This is a genomic window from Cupriavidus necator (genome assembly GCF_013141915.1).
Classification (GTDB): Bacteria; Pseudomonadota; Gammaproteobacteria; order Burkholderiales; family Burkholderiaceae; genus Cupriavidus; species Cupriavidus necator_B.
The window spans coordinates 13,676-26,746 of record NZ_SROX01000007.1 but is presented as its reverse complement, the minus strand read 5'-3'; the positions used below and the strand labels follow the sequence as shown (position 1 = coordinate 26,746).

Below are 13,071 nucleotides of genomic sequence, written 5' to 3'. Positions count from 1 at the left end.
GTCTCACCGCGCCGCGCCCTTCGCCAACCGCCGCACCGCCAGCGCGGCCAGCGCCGCGGCGGTGGCCAGCGCGGCCACGCCGGTCCAGCCAAAGCGCGCCAGCGCCACGCTGCCCAGCGCCGCGCCGGCGGCCATGCCGGTGAACATGCAGACGAACAGTACGGCATTGAGGCGGCTGCGCGCACCCGGATCGATGCCATAGACGATGGTCTGGTGCGCCACCAGTGCCACCTGGACGCCCAGGTCGAAGCCGATGGCGCTGGCGCCGATCAGCCACAGCTGCGCCTGCGGCGCCAGCAGCGGGCTCAGCAGCATGGCGGCAAACGACAGCGCCGCCAGCGCCGCGCCAGCGCGCGTCACCGGTTCGGGACCGCCGCGGTCAGCCAGGCGGCCGGCCAGCGGCGCACCCAGCGCGCCGGCGGCACCGGCCAGGCCGAACGCGCCGGCGGCCTCGCTGCCCAGGTGGAACGGCGCGCCATGCAGCATCACCGCCAGCGTGGACCAGAACGCGCTGAACCCGACCGAAAGCAGTCCCTGCGCCAGCGCCGCGCGACGCAGCGCGCCATGCGCGCGCCACAGTGCCGCCAGCGAAGCCAGCAAGGCCCGATACGGCAGCGCCGTGGCGGGGGCGAAGCGCGGCAACTGGCGCCGGGCGACCAGCGCCACCGCCACGATGCTGGCCGCAGCCAGCAGGAACATCGCGCGCCAGCCGAAATGCGCCGCGACGAAGCCGCTGACCACCCGCGACAGCAGGATGCCCAGCAACAGTCCGGTCATCACGGTGCCGACCACCTTGCCGCGCTGCGCGGCCGGTGCCAGTGCGGCGGCGGCCGGCACAATGTCCTGCGCCAGCGTGGCGGACAGGCCCACCACCAGGCTGGACCCGAGCAGCATGCCAATGCCCGGCGCCAGGCCCGCCAGCAGCAGCGCGCCCGCCAGCGCCACCGCCTTGGCCACGATGATATGGCGCCGGTCATAGCGGTCGCCGAGCGGCGCCAGCAGCAGGATGCCCAGCGCGTAGCCGAGCTGCGTCAGGGTTGGGATGGCACCGGCGGTGGCATCGCTGGCGTGCAGGTCCGGGGCCATCACGCCGAGCATGGGTTGGCTGTAATACAGCGAAGCCACCGCGAGCCCGGCGCCGGTGGCAAGCAGCATGACCAGCCGCGCTGGCATGGCAGGGTTGCCCAGCGTAGCGGCGGGCGAGGTGGCGGGAACAGGGGACATGGCGGTTTGCGCGGTGCGCGGCAAAGTGGGGATGGCCCGAAGTGTTGTCCGCGCGCGCCGATTCTGGTAGAGGTGCCGGATGAACAATGGCTATACGAGACGCGTATGAAACGCCAGCCAGCCGCCCCGACCACCGCACACGCCATGGCTGCGCCACGCGGCGCGCCCGGCCCTGACCGGATCGAACTGATGCAGACCTTCGTGCGCATCGTCGAGGCCGGCAGCCTGTCGCAGGCCGCCGCGCAGCTGCAGACCACCCAGCCCACCATCAGCCGGCGCCTGCAAACGCTGGAACGCCTGCTGGGCGTGCGCCTGCTGCAGCGTTCCACGCATGCGATGAAGCTGACCGAAGACGGCGCGCGCTGCTACGAGCGCGCCCGCGAACTGGTGGCCGACTGGGCCAGGTTCGAGACCGACGTGCGCGGCGTGGGCCACGCCCCCAGCGGCACGCTGCGCGTGGTGGTGCCGCACGCGTTCGGGCAGGAGTTGCTGGTGGGTCCGCTGGCGGACTTCCTGCAGCAATACCCGCAGCTCGCGGTGGAATGGCTGCTGCACGACCGCACCCCGGATTTCATCGCCGAAGCCATCGATTGCGCGATCCATGTAGGCGAGGTGCATGAGCCCGGCCTGGTGGCCGTGCGCCTGGCGGAAGTGCCGCGCGCGGTGATCGCCGCGCCGTCGCTGTTCGACGGCAAGCCGCTGCCGCGCCGCCCCCAAGACCTGGAAAGCCTGCCATGGCTGGCACTGCGCACCTACTACCGCAACGAGATCGTGCTGCAGAACCTGCAGACCCAGGCACGCCAGGGCCTGGCCTTCGCGCCGCGCATGAGCACGGACAGCCTGTACGCGCTGCATGCGGCGGCCCGGCTGGGGCTGGGCGTTGCGGTCGGCTCGTCGTGGATCTTTGCCGACGACATCGCCAGCGGCAGACTGTTGCACCTGCTGCCGCAATGGCAGGCCGAGCCGTTGCCGATCTACCTGGTCTATCCGCATGCGCGCTTCTATCCGGCGAAGCTGCGGTTATTCGCCGACGCCATGCGGCAAGCCATCCCGACCGCCGGCATGGTCGAACGGGCGCGCATGCCGCGCGGGATGCCACAAGCGCGCCGATAACGCCTATCCTGTATCGGCTACTACCTCTGCCGCGGGCAACCCCGCGCCTCGACCTCATGGTGCCTGCGTGATCCGCCGCGTCTTTTCCAGGTTTCGAACAAGGGGCCGAATGTTCGCCTTTGCCGCCGCCGTCGTGTTGCTTGCCCTGGCGGGCATCGTTGCCTACAACCTGGTCGGCGGCGAGAAACGCATCGAGCGCCGCCTCGATCGCCTTTACAGCCTGGAAGATCCGCAGTTCGCCCGTGAACTGGGCGTGTTGCTGGGCCCGCCCGTGCTCGACGGCAACCGCTACCGCGTGCTCAGGAACGGCGACGAGATCTTTCCGGCCATGCTGGGCGCGATCCGCGCCGCGCAAAAGACCATTAATTTCGAATCATATATCTACTGGTCCGGCGACATTGGCCATGACTTCGCCCAGGCCCTGGCCGAGCGCGCCAGGGCCGGCGTCAGCGTCAAGGTGCTGCTGGATGCGGTCGGCAGTTCCAAGATCGACAAGGCCGCGCTCGCACTGATGACGGAGGCCGGCGTGGATGTGCGCCACTACCACCCGGTGCGCTGGTACACCGTCGGCAAGCTGAACAACCGCACCCACCGCAAGGTGCTGGTCGTCGATGGCAGGATCGGCTTCACCGGCGGCGTCGGCATCGCGCCGGAGTGGACCGGCCATGCGCAGGATCCCGACCACTGGCGCGATACGCATTTCGAGGTCGAAGGGCCGGTGGTCGGCCAGATGCAATCGGTGTTCCTGGACAACTGGATCAAGGTCAGCGGCGCGGTGCCGCATGGCCCGGACTACTTCCCCGAGCTGCCGCCGGTGGGCCAGGGCCGGGCCCAGATGTTCAGCAGTTCGCCCACCGGCGGCAGCGAGAGCATGGCGCTGATGTACCACCTGGCCATTACCGCGGCGGCGCGCAGTATCGACCTGTCGGCGGCGTATTTCGTGCCCGACGCGCTGACCGAGAAGGCACTGCTGGCGGCACTGGCAAGAGGCGTCAGGGTGCGGGTGATCGTGCCGGGCGAGCATATCGACTCGGAAACCGTGCGCTCCGCGTCGCGGGCGCGTTGGGGCGAACTGCTGAAGGCCGGCGCGCTGATCGCCGAGTACGCGCCAACCATGTACCACTGTAAGGTACTGATCATCGACGACCTGCTGGTCTCGGTCGGGTCCACCAACTTCGACAACCGGTCGTTCCGGCTCAATGACGAAGCCACGCTCAATATCCTCGACGCGGCCTTTGCCGCGCAGCAGACCCTGATCTTCGAGGAAGACCTGAAGCGGTCGCGTCCGATCAGCTATCAGGCGTGGGTCAACCGGCCCTGGCCCGAACGGCTGCGCGACTGGCTGTCGTCGCTGATCGGTGCGCAGCTATGAGGGGGCTTGGGAAAGGGCGGCGATAGCAGGCAGTGCGGGCGGCGGCCCCGCGGGGGTGCGCCAAGCCCCTGCCAGGTGCCTGGTCTGCCCCACTTCGGCGCTTTGATCGCACTGCATTTGCGCATGATCAAAAAGCCCGCGGCCCGCGCTTCAGCCTTGCAAAACCGGGCCGATAGCAGGGGAAACCCAGCCCTCTGCGACGACCCATGCCCGCCCTTTTCCTGCCAGCCGAGCGCCTGATGGCGCGCCTGAATATCCGCCGCAAGCTTGCGCTGATCGCCGTGCTGTTTCTGGTGCCTTTGGTGGGCGCGTTGTCGGTGGTGCTGCGCGATGCGGCGCACGCCCGCCGCACCACCGGCCAGGAAATCCGCGGGCTGGCGGTGGTGGGGGACGCGCTCGACTTCATGCGCGAGACCCAGGTCCGGCGTGGCGCCGCGCATGCGGTGTTGTCTGGCAACGCCGCCTTCCGCGCCAGGTTCGACCAGGCCGACGCAAAGGCGGCGGCCAGCCTGGCCGCATTGGCGCGCGGCATTGCGCAGAATCCTGACTTCGGCCTCGCGCCCGGCATGCGCCAGCTGGAGCAGGACTGGCTGCAATTGCGCGGGCTCGGGCTGGACAGCCAGGCAGGCCCGCTGTTCGAGCGCCATAGCGCGCTGGTGCGGCAAACGCAGGCGTATATCGCCGACGTGGCCGAGCGCTCGCAACTGGCGCTGGACAGTGAAACCGGCTCGTACTACCTGGTCAGCCTGCTGGCGGGGGCGATGCCGCGCCTGGCCGAGCTCAGCGCGCTGGCGCGCGGCCGCGGCGCCGGCATCATCGCGCAGGGCGGCTACGCCGATGCCACCCAGCAGGCGGGACTGGGCGCACTGTACGAACAGATCGATGCCGGCCTGGACACGATACGGCGCGACATCGCGCGCGTGGGCAAGGCATCGCCCGGTTACCGGGCACGCAGCGACGCCGCCCTGGCGCGGCTGGGCGCGATGGACCGTTTCCAGCGCACGCTCCAGTTGCGCATGCTGGGGGCGGGCGGCATCGGCATCGATGCCAGGGCCTATTTCGACGAAGCTACCGCCGCCATCGAAGGCGTGGCGGACGCCAGCCAGGCGTTTGCCGCGATTGCCGCCGAAATGCTGGCGCAGCGTGCCGCCGCGCAGGCCCGGCAATTCGCGTGGCTGGCCGGCGTTGCGCTGATGACGGTGGGTGCCGCGTTCTACCTGTTCATCGGCTTCAGCCGCGGCATGCGCGCCGACGTGCGCGAGGTCGCCGGGATGGTCGCGCGCATCAACGCGGGCGACCTGACCGTGCGCCTCGCGGTGCGCGGGCGCGACGAACTGAGCGAGATCAAGCGGCACCTGCTGTCGCTGGCCGAAGGCTGGCGCAGCCTGATCGGCGACACCAAGGCCGGCGCGCACAACGTGCTGGCCGCGGCGGGCGATATCGCGCAGGGCAATATCGACCTGTCGCAACGCACCGAGGAACAGGCGTCGTCGCTGGAGCAGACCGCGGCCAGCATGGAGCAACTGACCGCCACGGTGCAGCAGAATGCCGGCAACGCCGGGCAGGCCAGCGCGCTGGCGCGCGAGGCGTCCGCCGCGGCACGCGCCGGCGGCGACGCGGTCGGGCGCATGCAGCAGACCATGCAGGCGATCGACGCCGATTCGCGGCGCATCGCCGACATTATCGCGGTGATCGACGGCATCGCGTTCCAGACCAATATCCTGGCGCTGAACGCGGCGGTGGAAGCTGCGCGCGCCGGCGAGGCAGGCCGCGGCTTTGCGGTGGTGGCCAGCGAAGTGCGCGGGCTGGCGCAGCGCGCCGGCGCCTCGGCCAAGGAGATCCGCATGCTGATCTCGCAATCCGGCGAGCGCGTGGCCGCGGGCAATACGCTGGCGCTGGACGTTGCCGCGACCATGGCAGGCACCGTCGCCGCCATCGGCCGGGTGACGGCGATGATGGATGACATCAGCGAGGCCTCGCGCGAGCAGAGCACGGGCATCGGCCAAGTCAACCAGGCGGTGGCGCAGATGGACCAGGTGACGCAGCAGAACGCCGCGCTGGTGGAGGAGGCCGCCGCCGCGGCGCAGTCGCTGCAGGCGCAGGCGCAGCAGATGCAGCGCGCGATGGCGGTGTTCCGCACTGAGGCGCGGCCGGCCTGATGAAGCTGGCGCGGGTCAGCGCCGCAGCAGCCAGATCACGACCGAGACTACCACCGACACCAGGATGCAGGTCGTGATGGGCAGGCAGAAGCTGAAGCCGTCGCGGACGATATGGATATCGCCGGGCAGGCGGCCGAGGCGGTCGAACGGCAGCCTGGACAGCCAGGGCCAGGCGGCGCCGGCGGCAAGCAGCACGGCGCCCAGGATAAGGAGGAGGCGTTGCATAAGAAGGAAATCGCGAAGCCCTCTTTGAGGTGTTTGACCGGCGGATCTACGCGTTGATTCCAGTCCGTTGCGCGGGCCCAGCCGGTCAGCATGTTCAGACTTTTCAGAGGTTCTGGAATGTAAATTGAAGATTGGAGCTTTTTACATGAAATTTCCTTATCTTCCCTCCTATATTTTGTGAAAAATTTCATGCGTAAGCCCGTACTTGGAAGAAAGTATCAGGAGGCGCCATGAGATTCGTTCTTGCAACGCAAAATTAGATAAATCGTAGTGAATTCCGTCGCACCGGCCTACGCATTTTTCCCGGGTTAACGCCAATTCTTGGCTCAGGTGCCCGTTGCCTAAGATTCGTTCAATTAGAGAACGTCGGTTCGCTATTAGAACAATCGCGAGTGCGCGATTTCAAAGGCAGACGGAGACAACAGTGCCCCAATCCCTCCCCAAGGCTGGCGTCGCGGACGTCCAGGCCCTGATCGACGGACAGCGATTCACGGGTTATCAGTGGCTTATCCTCGTGCTTTGCTTCCTGGTGGTAGCCGTAGACGGCTTCGATACCGCCGCCATCGGCTATATCGCGCCGGCGCTGGTGCAGGACTGGGGGATCGAGAAGTCGGCCCTCGGGCCCGTCATGAGCGCGGCGCTGTTTGGCCTCGCCTTCGGCGCGATCTTTGCCGGTCCGCTGGCCGACCGCATCGGCCGCAAGAAGGTGCTGGTGCTGTCGGTCTTCTTCTTTGGCGCCTGCAGCCTGGCCACGGCCTTCGCGCCGACGCTGGGCTGGCTGACGGGGCTGCGCTTCCTCACCGGCCTGGGTTTGGGCGCCGCCATGCCCAATGCCGTGACGCTGACCGCCGAGTTCGCGCCGCAACGCCGCCGCGCCGTGCTGGTGAACACCATGTTCTGCGGCTTTCCGCTCGGCTCCGCCGCCGGCGGCTTTGTCGCCGCCGCGATGATCCCGCACTTCGGCTGGCACAGCGTGCTGCTGCTCGGCGGCATCGTGCCGCTTGCGCTCGCGCTGCTGCTGGTGCTGCTGCTGCCCGAGTCGGTGCGCTACATGGTGTTGCGCAACTATCCGGCCGACCAGATCCGCCAGCTGCTGCGCCGCGTGACCGGCGCGGACGTGGGTGAGGCGAACGCCTTCATCATCGGCGAACAGGCGCCCGCCACCCGCTCCGCCGTCGGCACGGTGCTGGCCCCGGGCTACCGCCTGGGTTCGGCGATGCTGTGGTGCACCTACTTCATGGGCCTGGTCATCTTCTACCTGCTGACGAGCTGGATGCCCACGCTGATGAAGGACGCCGGCTTCTCGATCCAGCACGCGTCGTTCCTGACCGCGCTGTTTCCGCTCGGCGGCGGCATCGGCACCATCGCGGCGGGCTGGTTCATGGACCGCTTCAATCCCAACAAGGTAATCGCCATCACCTACGTAGCCACCGGCGTGCTGATCTACGCCGTCGGGCACGGGACCGGCAGCCAGGTGCTGCTGGGCGTGCTGATCTTCCTTGCCGGCACCGCCATGAACGGCGCGCAGTCGTCGATGCCTTCGCTGGCCGCGGCGTTCTACCCGACGCAGGGCCGGGCAACGGGCGTGGCGTGGATGCTTGGCATCGGCCGCTTCGGTGGCATCGTCGGGGCCTTGCTCGGCGCCGAACTGCTGCGCCTGCAGCTTGGCTTCGACACCATCTTTACGCTGCTCACGGTGCCGGCATTCGTCGCCGCGGGTGCGCTGGTGGTCAAGCATGTCAGCGGCAGCCGCGCTGGCAACGCCGACACCGCCGGCAGCGCAGGCGTGACCGCTCACTGAGCGTTCACTGAGCGGCAAGCGGCCGGGCCGCGGCGCGGATGCAGTCCGCCAGCGCTTCGGCCATCGGGCTGAGCGTGCGGTCGCCGTGCCGCAGCAGGCCGACCGGTTCCTCAGTGCCCTGCGTATCGAGCGCCAGCAGGACCAGCTCATCCTCGGCCACCGCGCGCTGCGCGGCGGACAGCGGCGCCGCCCACACACAGTCGCTGTGGCGGGCCAGCAGGCGTCCGAGGTAAGCATCCGACGTTTCCACGCATCCGCCCGGCAGGGGGAGACCGTGGCGGGCGAGCAGGCTTTCGGTGTTGTGGCGGGGGATCGAGCCGGCGGCGGGGATCACCAGCGGCCATGCCAGCACGTCCAGCAAGGTCGGCCGCGATATGGCGGCAACCGGATGCCCGGGGCGCACCACCAGTACCAGCGAGTCCGGGCCGAGCGATTCGAACCACAGGCTTTCCATCGCCACCGGGTCGTCCATCCGGCCAATGACCAGGTCCAGCACGTCGGCCTTGAGCTGGTCGATCAGGCTGCGGTTCATGCCGGTCTGGACCGCCAGCCCGACCTCGGGATGCGCGGCACGGAAGCGCAGCAGGGCATCGGTCAGCACCGCGGGCACGACGCTGGGCAGCGCGCCCAGCCGGATGCGCTCCTGCGGCTGCGCCTGCTCGCCGGCCATGCTGTCGGCCGCCGCATCGATATCCGCGAGGATGCGCAGCGCGTGGCGCAGGAAGCGCGTGCCGGCGGTGGTCAGTTCCGTGCCCGCGCGCTGGCGCACCAGCAGGCGTGTGCCGGTCAGCTCTTCCAGTTCGCTCAGGGTCTTGGACACGGCTGGCTGGGTCAGCCCCAGGCGGTCGGCGGCACGGCCCAGATGCTGAGTCTGCGACACCGCGACGAAGCAATAGAGATGCCGCAGCCGCACCCGGTTGCGGAAGATCTCGAGCGCGGGCGGGGCGGTGGTTTTCATGCCGGAAAGTTATCGTAATTCTCAGAAAACTTAATTTACATGACTTTATGTGTTGCTTAAAGTCATTCCATTCCAACGACAAGGAGACTGCGCAATGACCCGCCTTGCCCAGTATCGCCGTCCCTACTGGGACACCCAGCCCGCATACCGCTTCGACCCCTACGCTTCGACGCAGAAGCGCTCGCCTGGCCAGTCGCTGATTGCGCTGCCGCAGTCGCTGTCCGAAGTGACCGGTCCCACCTTCGGCGCCGAGTTTGTCGGCGAAGGCGATAACGACCTGACCGCCGGCAACGGCGGCGAACCCATCGGCGAGCGCATCGTCGTGACCGGCCGCGTGCTCGACGAGAATGGCCGGCCGGTGCCGAACGCGCTGATCGAGGTGTGGCAGGCCAACGCGGCTGGCCGCTACGTGCACAAGCGCGACCAGCATGACGCGCCGCTGGACCCGCATTTCTCCGGCGAGGGCCGCACTGTCACCGACGCCAACGGGCACTACCGCTTCAAGACCATCAAGCCGGGCGCCTATCCCTGGCGCAACCACCACAACGCCTGGCGGCCGCAGCATATCCACTTCTCCCTGTTCGGCAACGCCTACGCCACGCGGCTGGTGACGCAGATGTACTTTCCCGGCGATCCGCTGCTGCCGTTCGACCCGATCTTCAACTGCGTGCCGGACCAGAAGGCGCGCGACCGGCTCATCGCCAGCCTCGACTGGGAGACTACCCAGCCCGAATACGCGCTCGGCTACCGTTTCGATATCGTGCTGCGTGGCCGCGATGCCACGCCGATGGAGTAAGACCATGCTTTACGCCACCGCATCCCAGACCGTCGGTCCTTATCTCCATATCGGCCTGAGCGGGCTGAACTGCGCCGACCTGACCGCCAGCGCGCCGGCACTGGCCGGCCAGCGCATCGTGATCGAAGGCCGCGTCACCGACGGCAACGGCGAGCCCGTGCCGGACGGCATGGTCGAGATCTGGCAGGCCAATCCCGCCGGCCGCTACCGTCACGCCGAAGACACGCGCGAGCTGCCGCTGGTGCCCGGCTTTTCCGGCTTCGGCCGCGTGCCCACCGCGGCTGACGGGTCGTTCCGCTTCGTCACCGTCAAGCCGGGCGCCGTGCCCGCTGCCGATGGCCGGCCGCAGGCGCCGCACCTCATGGTGTCGGTGTTCATGCGCGGACTGGTCAGGCACGTTGCCACGCGCATGTACTTTCCGGACGAGACCGCGGCCAATGCGGCCGATCCGGTGCTGGCGCTGGTGCCGGCCGAGCGGCGCGCCACGCTGGTTGGCAACGATGCCGGCAACGGCACGCTGCGCTGGGATATCGTGCTGCAAGGCCCGGGCGAAACGGTGTTCTTCGATATCTGACACGCTCGCGCCGGCGCCCGCCGGAATCTTCCGGGCCGCCGGTGACCTGACACATAATCAGGTGGTCGTCATCGTCACGGCCGCTACCGATCGCCCCCATGCCAACCGTCACGCGTCTTACCGACCCCATGTCTGGCAGCCCCGCCGTGCTGGACATCTTCTCCGACGCCGGCACCGTGCAACGCATGCTTGCCGTCGAGGCCGCGCTCGCGCGCGCCGAAGCGCAATGCGGCGTGATCCCGGCCGCCGCCGCGACAGCCATCACCGAAGTCTGCCGCGACGTCGGCACCATCGACCGCGATGCGCTGGCCCAGGCCGCGGTCGCCGCAGGCAATCTCGCCATTCCCTTCGTCAGGCAACTGACCGCCGCCGTGGCCGCGCGCGATGCCGATGCGGCGCGCTTCGTGCACTGGGGCGCCACTAGCCAGGACATTATCGACAACGCGCTGGTTCTCCAGCTCGCAGACGCGCTGCGCGTGCTCGACACCGACCTCGTACGGCTGGGCGAAGCGTGCGCTGCAATGGCCAGCGCGCATCGCGCCACGCCGATGGTGGCGCGCACCTGGCTGCAGCATGCACTGCCGACCACTTTTGGCTGCAAGGCCGCCGGCTGGCTCGACGCGCTGCGCCGCGACCTCGCGCGTCTGGATGCGGCGCGCGAGCAGGCCCGTGCGCTGCAGTTCGGCGGCGCCGCCGGCACGCTTGCCAGCCTTGGCGACGCCGCGCCCGGCGTAACCGCGGCACTGGCCCGCGAGCTGGGCCTGGCCGCACCCGTGCTGCCGTGGCATGCGCATCGTGACCGCGTGGTCGAAGTTGCCACCACGCTCGGCATGCTGACCGGCACGCTCGGCAAGATGGCACGCGACCTCTCGCTGCTGATGCAGACCGAGGTGGCGGAGGTGGCCGAGCCCGACGGGCCCGGCCGCGGCGGTTCCAGCACCATGCCGCACAAGCGCAATCCGGTCGGCTGCGCGGCAGTGCTGACGGCAGCGGTGCGCGTGCCGCCGCTGGTGGCCACCATGCTGTCAGGCATGGTCCAGGAACATGAGCGCGCGCTGGGCGGCTGGCAGGCGGAATGGGACACGCTGCCCCAGATCGTCACGCTGGCCGCGGGCGCGCTGCGCCAGATGGGCGAGGTGGTCGCCGGGCTGCAGGTCGACGCGGCGCGCATGCGGGCCAATCTCGATCTCACGCATGGGCTGATTCTTGGCGAGGCCGCGATGCTGGCGCTGGGTGCCCGCATCGGCCGCCTGCCGGCGCACAAGCTGGTCGAGAACGCCTCGCGGCGCGCGGTGGAGCAGGGCACGAGCCTGCGCGACGCGTTGGCGGCGCTGCTGCGCGAAGATCCCGCGCACGCCGAACTGCTGGATGCGGCGGCGCTGGACCGGCTGGCGGATCCGGCCAATTATGCGGGGCAGGCGGTGCAGTTCGCGGATGCGGCGGTAGCGGCGTGGCGGGAAGCGGTGGCGAGGCATTGAATGCGCGATCGGTACGAGGGCCTGAGGGGAGCAAACCGGCAGGTATGCGGAGGTCATCGAGCTGGCCATCATCCGTCGTGAACCCCTCTCCCGCTTGCGGGAGAGGGGTGGGGAAGAGGGCCGGCGTTTGCCAGGCCCGACGCCCCAAATTCACCAATAACCAACATCAAGTCAGGGAGACCACCTTGCCTTATCTAGACCACGCCGGCGCGCGCCTCTTCTACACCGTCGACGGCCCCGAGTCGGCACCGGCCATCATTTTCTCCAACTCGCTCGGCACCGACCACACCATGTGGCAGCCGCAGGCCGCCGCGCTGGCCGGGCGCTTCCGCGTGGTGCGCTACGACACGCGCGGGCACGGCCGCTCGAGCGCACCGGGCGATGCCTTCACGGTTGAACAACTCGGCCAGGACGTGATCGCCCTCCTGGATGGATTGGGCATCGGCCAGGCCGTGTTCTGCGGCCTGTCGATGGGTGGTCTCACCGGGATGTGGCTGGGCATCCATGCGCCCGAGCGCTTCTCCCGCATCGTGCTGGCCAATACCGCTGCAAAGATCGGCAACGCGCAGGGATGGAACGCGCGCATCGACACTGTCCTGCACGACGGCATGGGCGTGATGGTCGCGCCTTCGGTCGAGCGTTGGTTCACCCCCGGGTTTGTCGCCACGGCAGACCGCGCGCTCGACGGTTTGCGCGCCGTGCTGGCAGGACTCGATCCGCGCGGCTATGCCGCCAGCTGCGCGGCGGTGCGCGACGCCGACTTCCGCGAGACGGTGTCGTCGATCCCGGTGCCGGTGCTGGTCATCGCCGGCAGCCACGACCCGTCGACCACCGCACAGGAAGGCCGCGCGCTGGCCGATGCGATTCCCGGCGCGCGTTTTATCGAATTGCCTGCCGCGCATATCTCCAGCTTCGAGCAGCCGGGCCGCTTCACGGCCGCACTGGTCGATTTCGTGCGCGGCCGCCTGCCCGCGACCGACGACCACGCCCGCTATGAGGCCGGCCTCTCGGTGCGGCGCGAGGTCCTCGGCAGCGCGCATGTCGATCGTTCGCTGGCGCGGCTGACGCCGCTCAACGAAGAATTCCAGAACTTGATCACGCGCTACGCCTGGGGCGAGATCTGGACGCGCGAGGGCCTGCCGCGCCATACGCGCAGCCTGCTGACCATCGCCATGATGGTGGCGTTGAACCGCTCGGAAGAACTGAAGCTGCATCTGCGCGCAGCCGCCAGCAACGGCGTGACGCGCGACGAGATCAAGGAGGTGCTGTTGCAGGCGGCGATCTATTGCGGTGTGCCGGCGGCGAATTCGGCCTTCAACATGGCCGAGGAAATCTTCGCCGCGATGGACCAGGTGGATAAGCCAGCCTGAT

At 68.9% G+C, this 13,071-nt stretch carries 11 protein-coding genes; 8 read left to right on the top strand and 3 right to left on the bottom strand.

Annotated features, from left to right (window positions below):
- Positions 1-3: 3 nt before the first annotated feature.
- Complete coding sequence (locus tag E5S69_RS14750) at positions 4-1,224, bottom strand: MFS transporter (RefSeq protein WP_171515405.1); 1,221 nt, start codon at positions 1,222-1,224, stop codon at positions 4-6.
- Positions 1,225-1,329: 105 nt separating this feature from the next.
- On the opposite strand from E5S69_RS14750, the gene E5S69_RS14745 reads away from it, so the two are divergent.
- From E5S69_RS14745 to E5S69_RS14735, 3 genes are all read left to right on the top strand, one after another.
- Positions 1,330-2,337: a LysR family transcriptional regulator gene (locus E5S69_RS14745; protein WP_423766637.1), complete on the top strand. Its 1,008-nt coding sequence runs from the start codon at positions 1,330-1,332 to the stop codon at positions 2,335-2,337.
- 109 nt (positions 2,338-2,446) lie between these two features.
- Positions 2,447-3,709, top strand: coding sequence for a phospholipase D-like domain-containing protein (locus tag E5S69_RS14740; RefSeq protein WP_171515404.1), 1,263 nt, complete (start codon positions 2,447-2,449; stop codon positions 3,707-3,709).
- Positions 3,710-3,915: 206 nt separating this feature from the next.
- Positions 3,916-5,868 (top strand): methyl-accepting chemotaxis protein, encoded by a 1,953-nt coding sequence (locus tag E5S69_RS14735; protein ID WP_171515403.1) that lies wholly within the window; start codon positions 3,916-3,918, stop codon positions 5,866-5,868.
- Between the two features lie 15 nt (positions 5,869-5,883).
- Here E5S69_RS14735 and E5S69_RS14730 read toward each other — a convergent pair whose 3' ends face one another.
- Positions 5,884-6,093 carry a DUF2905 domain-containing protein gene (locus E5S69_RS14730; RefSeq protein ID WP_171515402.1) on the bottom strand — a complete coding sequence of 70 codons (210 nt, stop codon included), beginning with the start codon at positions 6,091-6,093 and terminating at the stop codon, positions 5,884-5,886.
- A 424-nt stretch (positions 6,094-6,517) separates the two neighbouring features.
- Here E5S69_RS14730 and E5S69_RS14725 point away from each other — a divergent pair, with 424 nt between their 5' ends.
- Positions 6,518-7,894 carry an MFS transporter gene (locus tag E5S69_RS14725; RefSeq protein ID WP_171515401.1) on the top strand — a complete coding sequence of 459 codons (1,377 nt, stop codon included), beginning with the start codon at positions 6,518-6,520 and terminating at the stop codon, positions 7,892-7,894.
- A gap of 4 nt (positions 7,895-7,898) precedes the next feature.
- Here the strand turns inward: E5S69_RS14725 and E5S69_RS14720 are convergent, their stop codons facing one another.
- Entirely contained in the window at positions 7,899-8,852 is a 954-nt protein-coding gene (locus E5S69_RS14720; protein ID WP_171515400.1) for a LysR substrate-binding domain-containing protein, read from the bottom strand.
- A gap of 94 nt (positions 8,853-8,946) precedes the next feature.
- Here E5S69_RS14720 and pcaH point away from each other — a divergent pair, with 94 nt between their 5' ends.
- The 4 genes from pcaH to pcaD all read left to right on the top strand — a co-directional run bounded on the left by pcaH (position 8,947) and on the right by pcaD (position 13,070).
- A complete protein-coding gene (gene pcaH, locus E5S69_RS14715; RefSeq protein ID WP_171515399.1) occupies positions 8,947-9,648 on the top strand; it encodes a protocatechuate 3,4-dioxygenase subunit beta in 702 nt (233 codons plus the stop codon).
- A 4-nt stretch (positions 9,649-9,652) separates the two neighbouring features.
- Positions 9,653-10,222 (top strand): protocatechuate 3,4-dioxygenase subunit alpha, encoded by a 570-nt coding sequence (gene pcaG / locus E5S69_RS14710; RefSeq protein WP_171515398.1) that lies wholly within the window; start codon positions 9,653-9,655, stop codon positions 10,220-10,222.
- A 98-nt stretch (positions 10,223-10,320) separates the two neighbouring features.
- Complete coding sequence (locus tag E5S69_RS14705) at positions 10,321-11,700, top strand: 3-carboxy-cis,cis-muconate cycloisomerase (RefSeq protein WP_171515397.1); 1,380 nt, start codon at positions 10,321-10,323, stop codon at positions 11,698-11,700.
- 185 nt (positions 11,701-11,885) lie between these two features.
- The gene (gene pcaD, locus E5S69_RS14700) at positions 11,886-13,070 is read left to right on the top strand and encodes a 3-oxoadipate enol-lactonase (RefSeq protein ID WP_171515396.1); all 1,185 of its coding nucleotides are present in this window, start codon (positions 11,886-11,888) and stop codon (positions 13,068-13,070) included.
- The last annotated feature ends 1 nt before the right edge of the window (position 13,071 follow it).

Coding starts and splice junctions, on each gene's coding strand:
- E5S69_RS14730 (WP_171515402.1), bottom strand. CDS start 6,093: ATGCAACGCCTCCTCCTTATCCTGGGCGCCGTGCTGCTTGCCGCCGGC.
- E5S69_RS14740 (WP_171515404.1), top strand. CDS start 2,447: ATGTTCGCCTTTGCCGCCGCCGTCGTGTTGCTTGCCCTGGCGGGCATC.
- pcaH (WP_171515399.1), top strand. CDS start 8,947: ATGACCCGCCTTGCCCAGTATCGCCGTCCCTACTGGGACACCCAGCCC.
- E5S69_RS14735 (WP_171515403.1), top strand. CDS start 3,916: ATGCCCGCCCTTTTCCTGCCAGCCGAGCGCCTGATGGCGCGCCTGAAT.
- E5S69_RS14745 (WP_423766637.1), top strand. CDS start 1,330: ATGAAACGCCAGCCAGCCGCCCCGACCACCGCACACGCCATGGCTGCG.
- E5S69_RS14720 (WP_171515400.1), bottom strand. CDS start 8,852: ATGAAAACCACCGCCCCGCCCGCGCTCGAGATCTTCCGCAACCGGGTG.
- E5S69_RS14750 (WP_171515405.1), bottom strand. CDS start 1,224: ATGTCCCCTGTTCCCGCCACCTCGCCCGCCGCTACGCTGGGCAACCCT.
- E5S69_RS14705 (WP_171515397.1), top strand. CDS start 10,321: ATGCCAACCGTCACGCGTCTTACCGACCCCATGTCTGGCAGCCCCGCC.
- pcaG (WP_171515398.1), top strand. CDS start 9,653: ATGCTTTACGCCACCGCATCCCAGACCGTCGGTCCTTATCTCCATATC.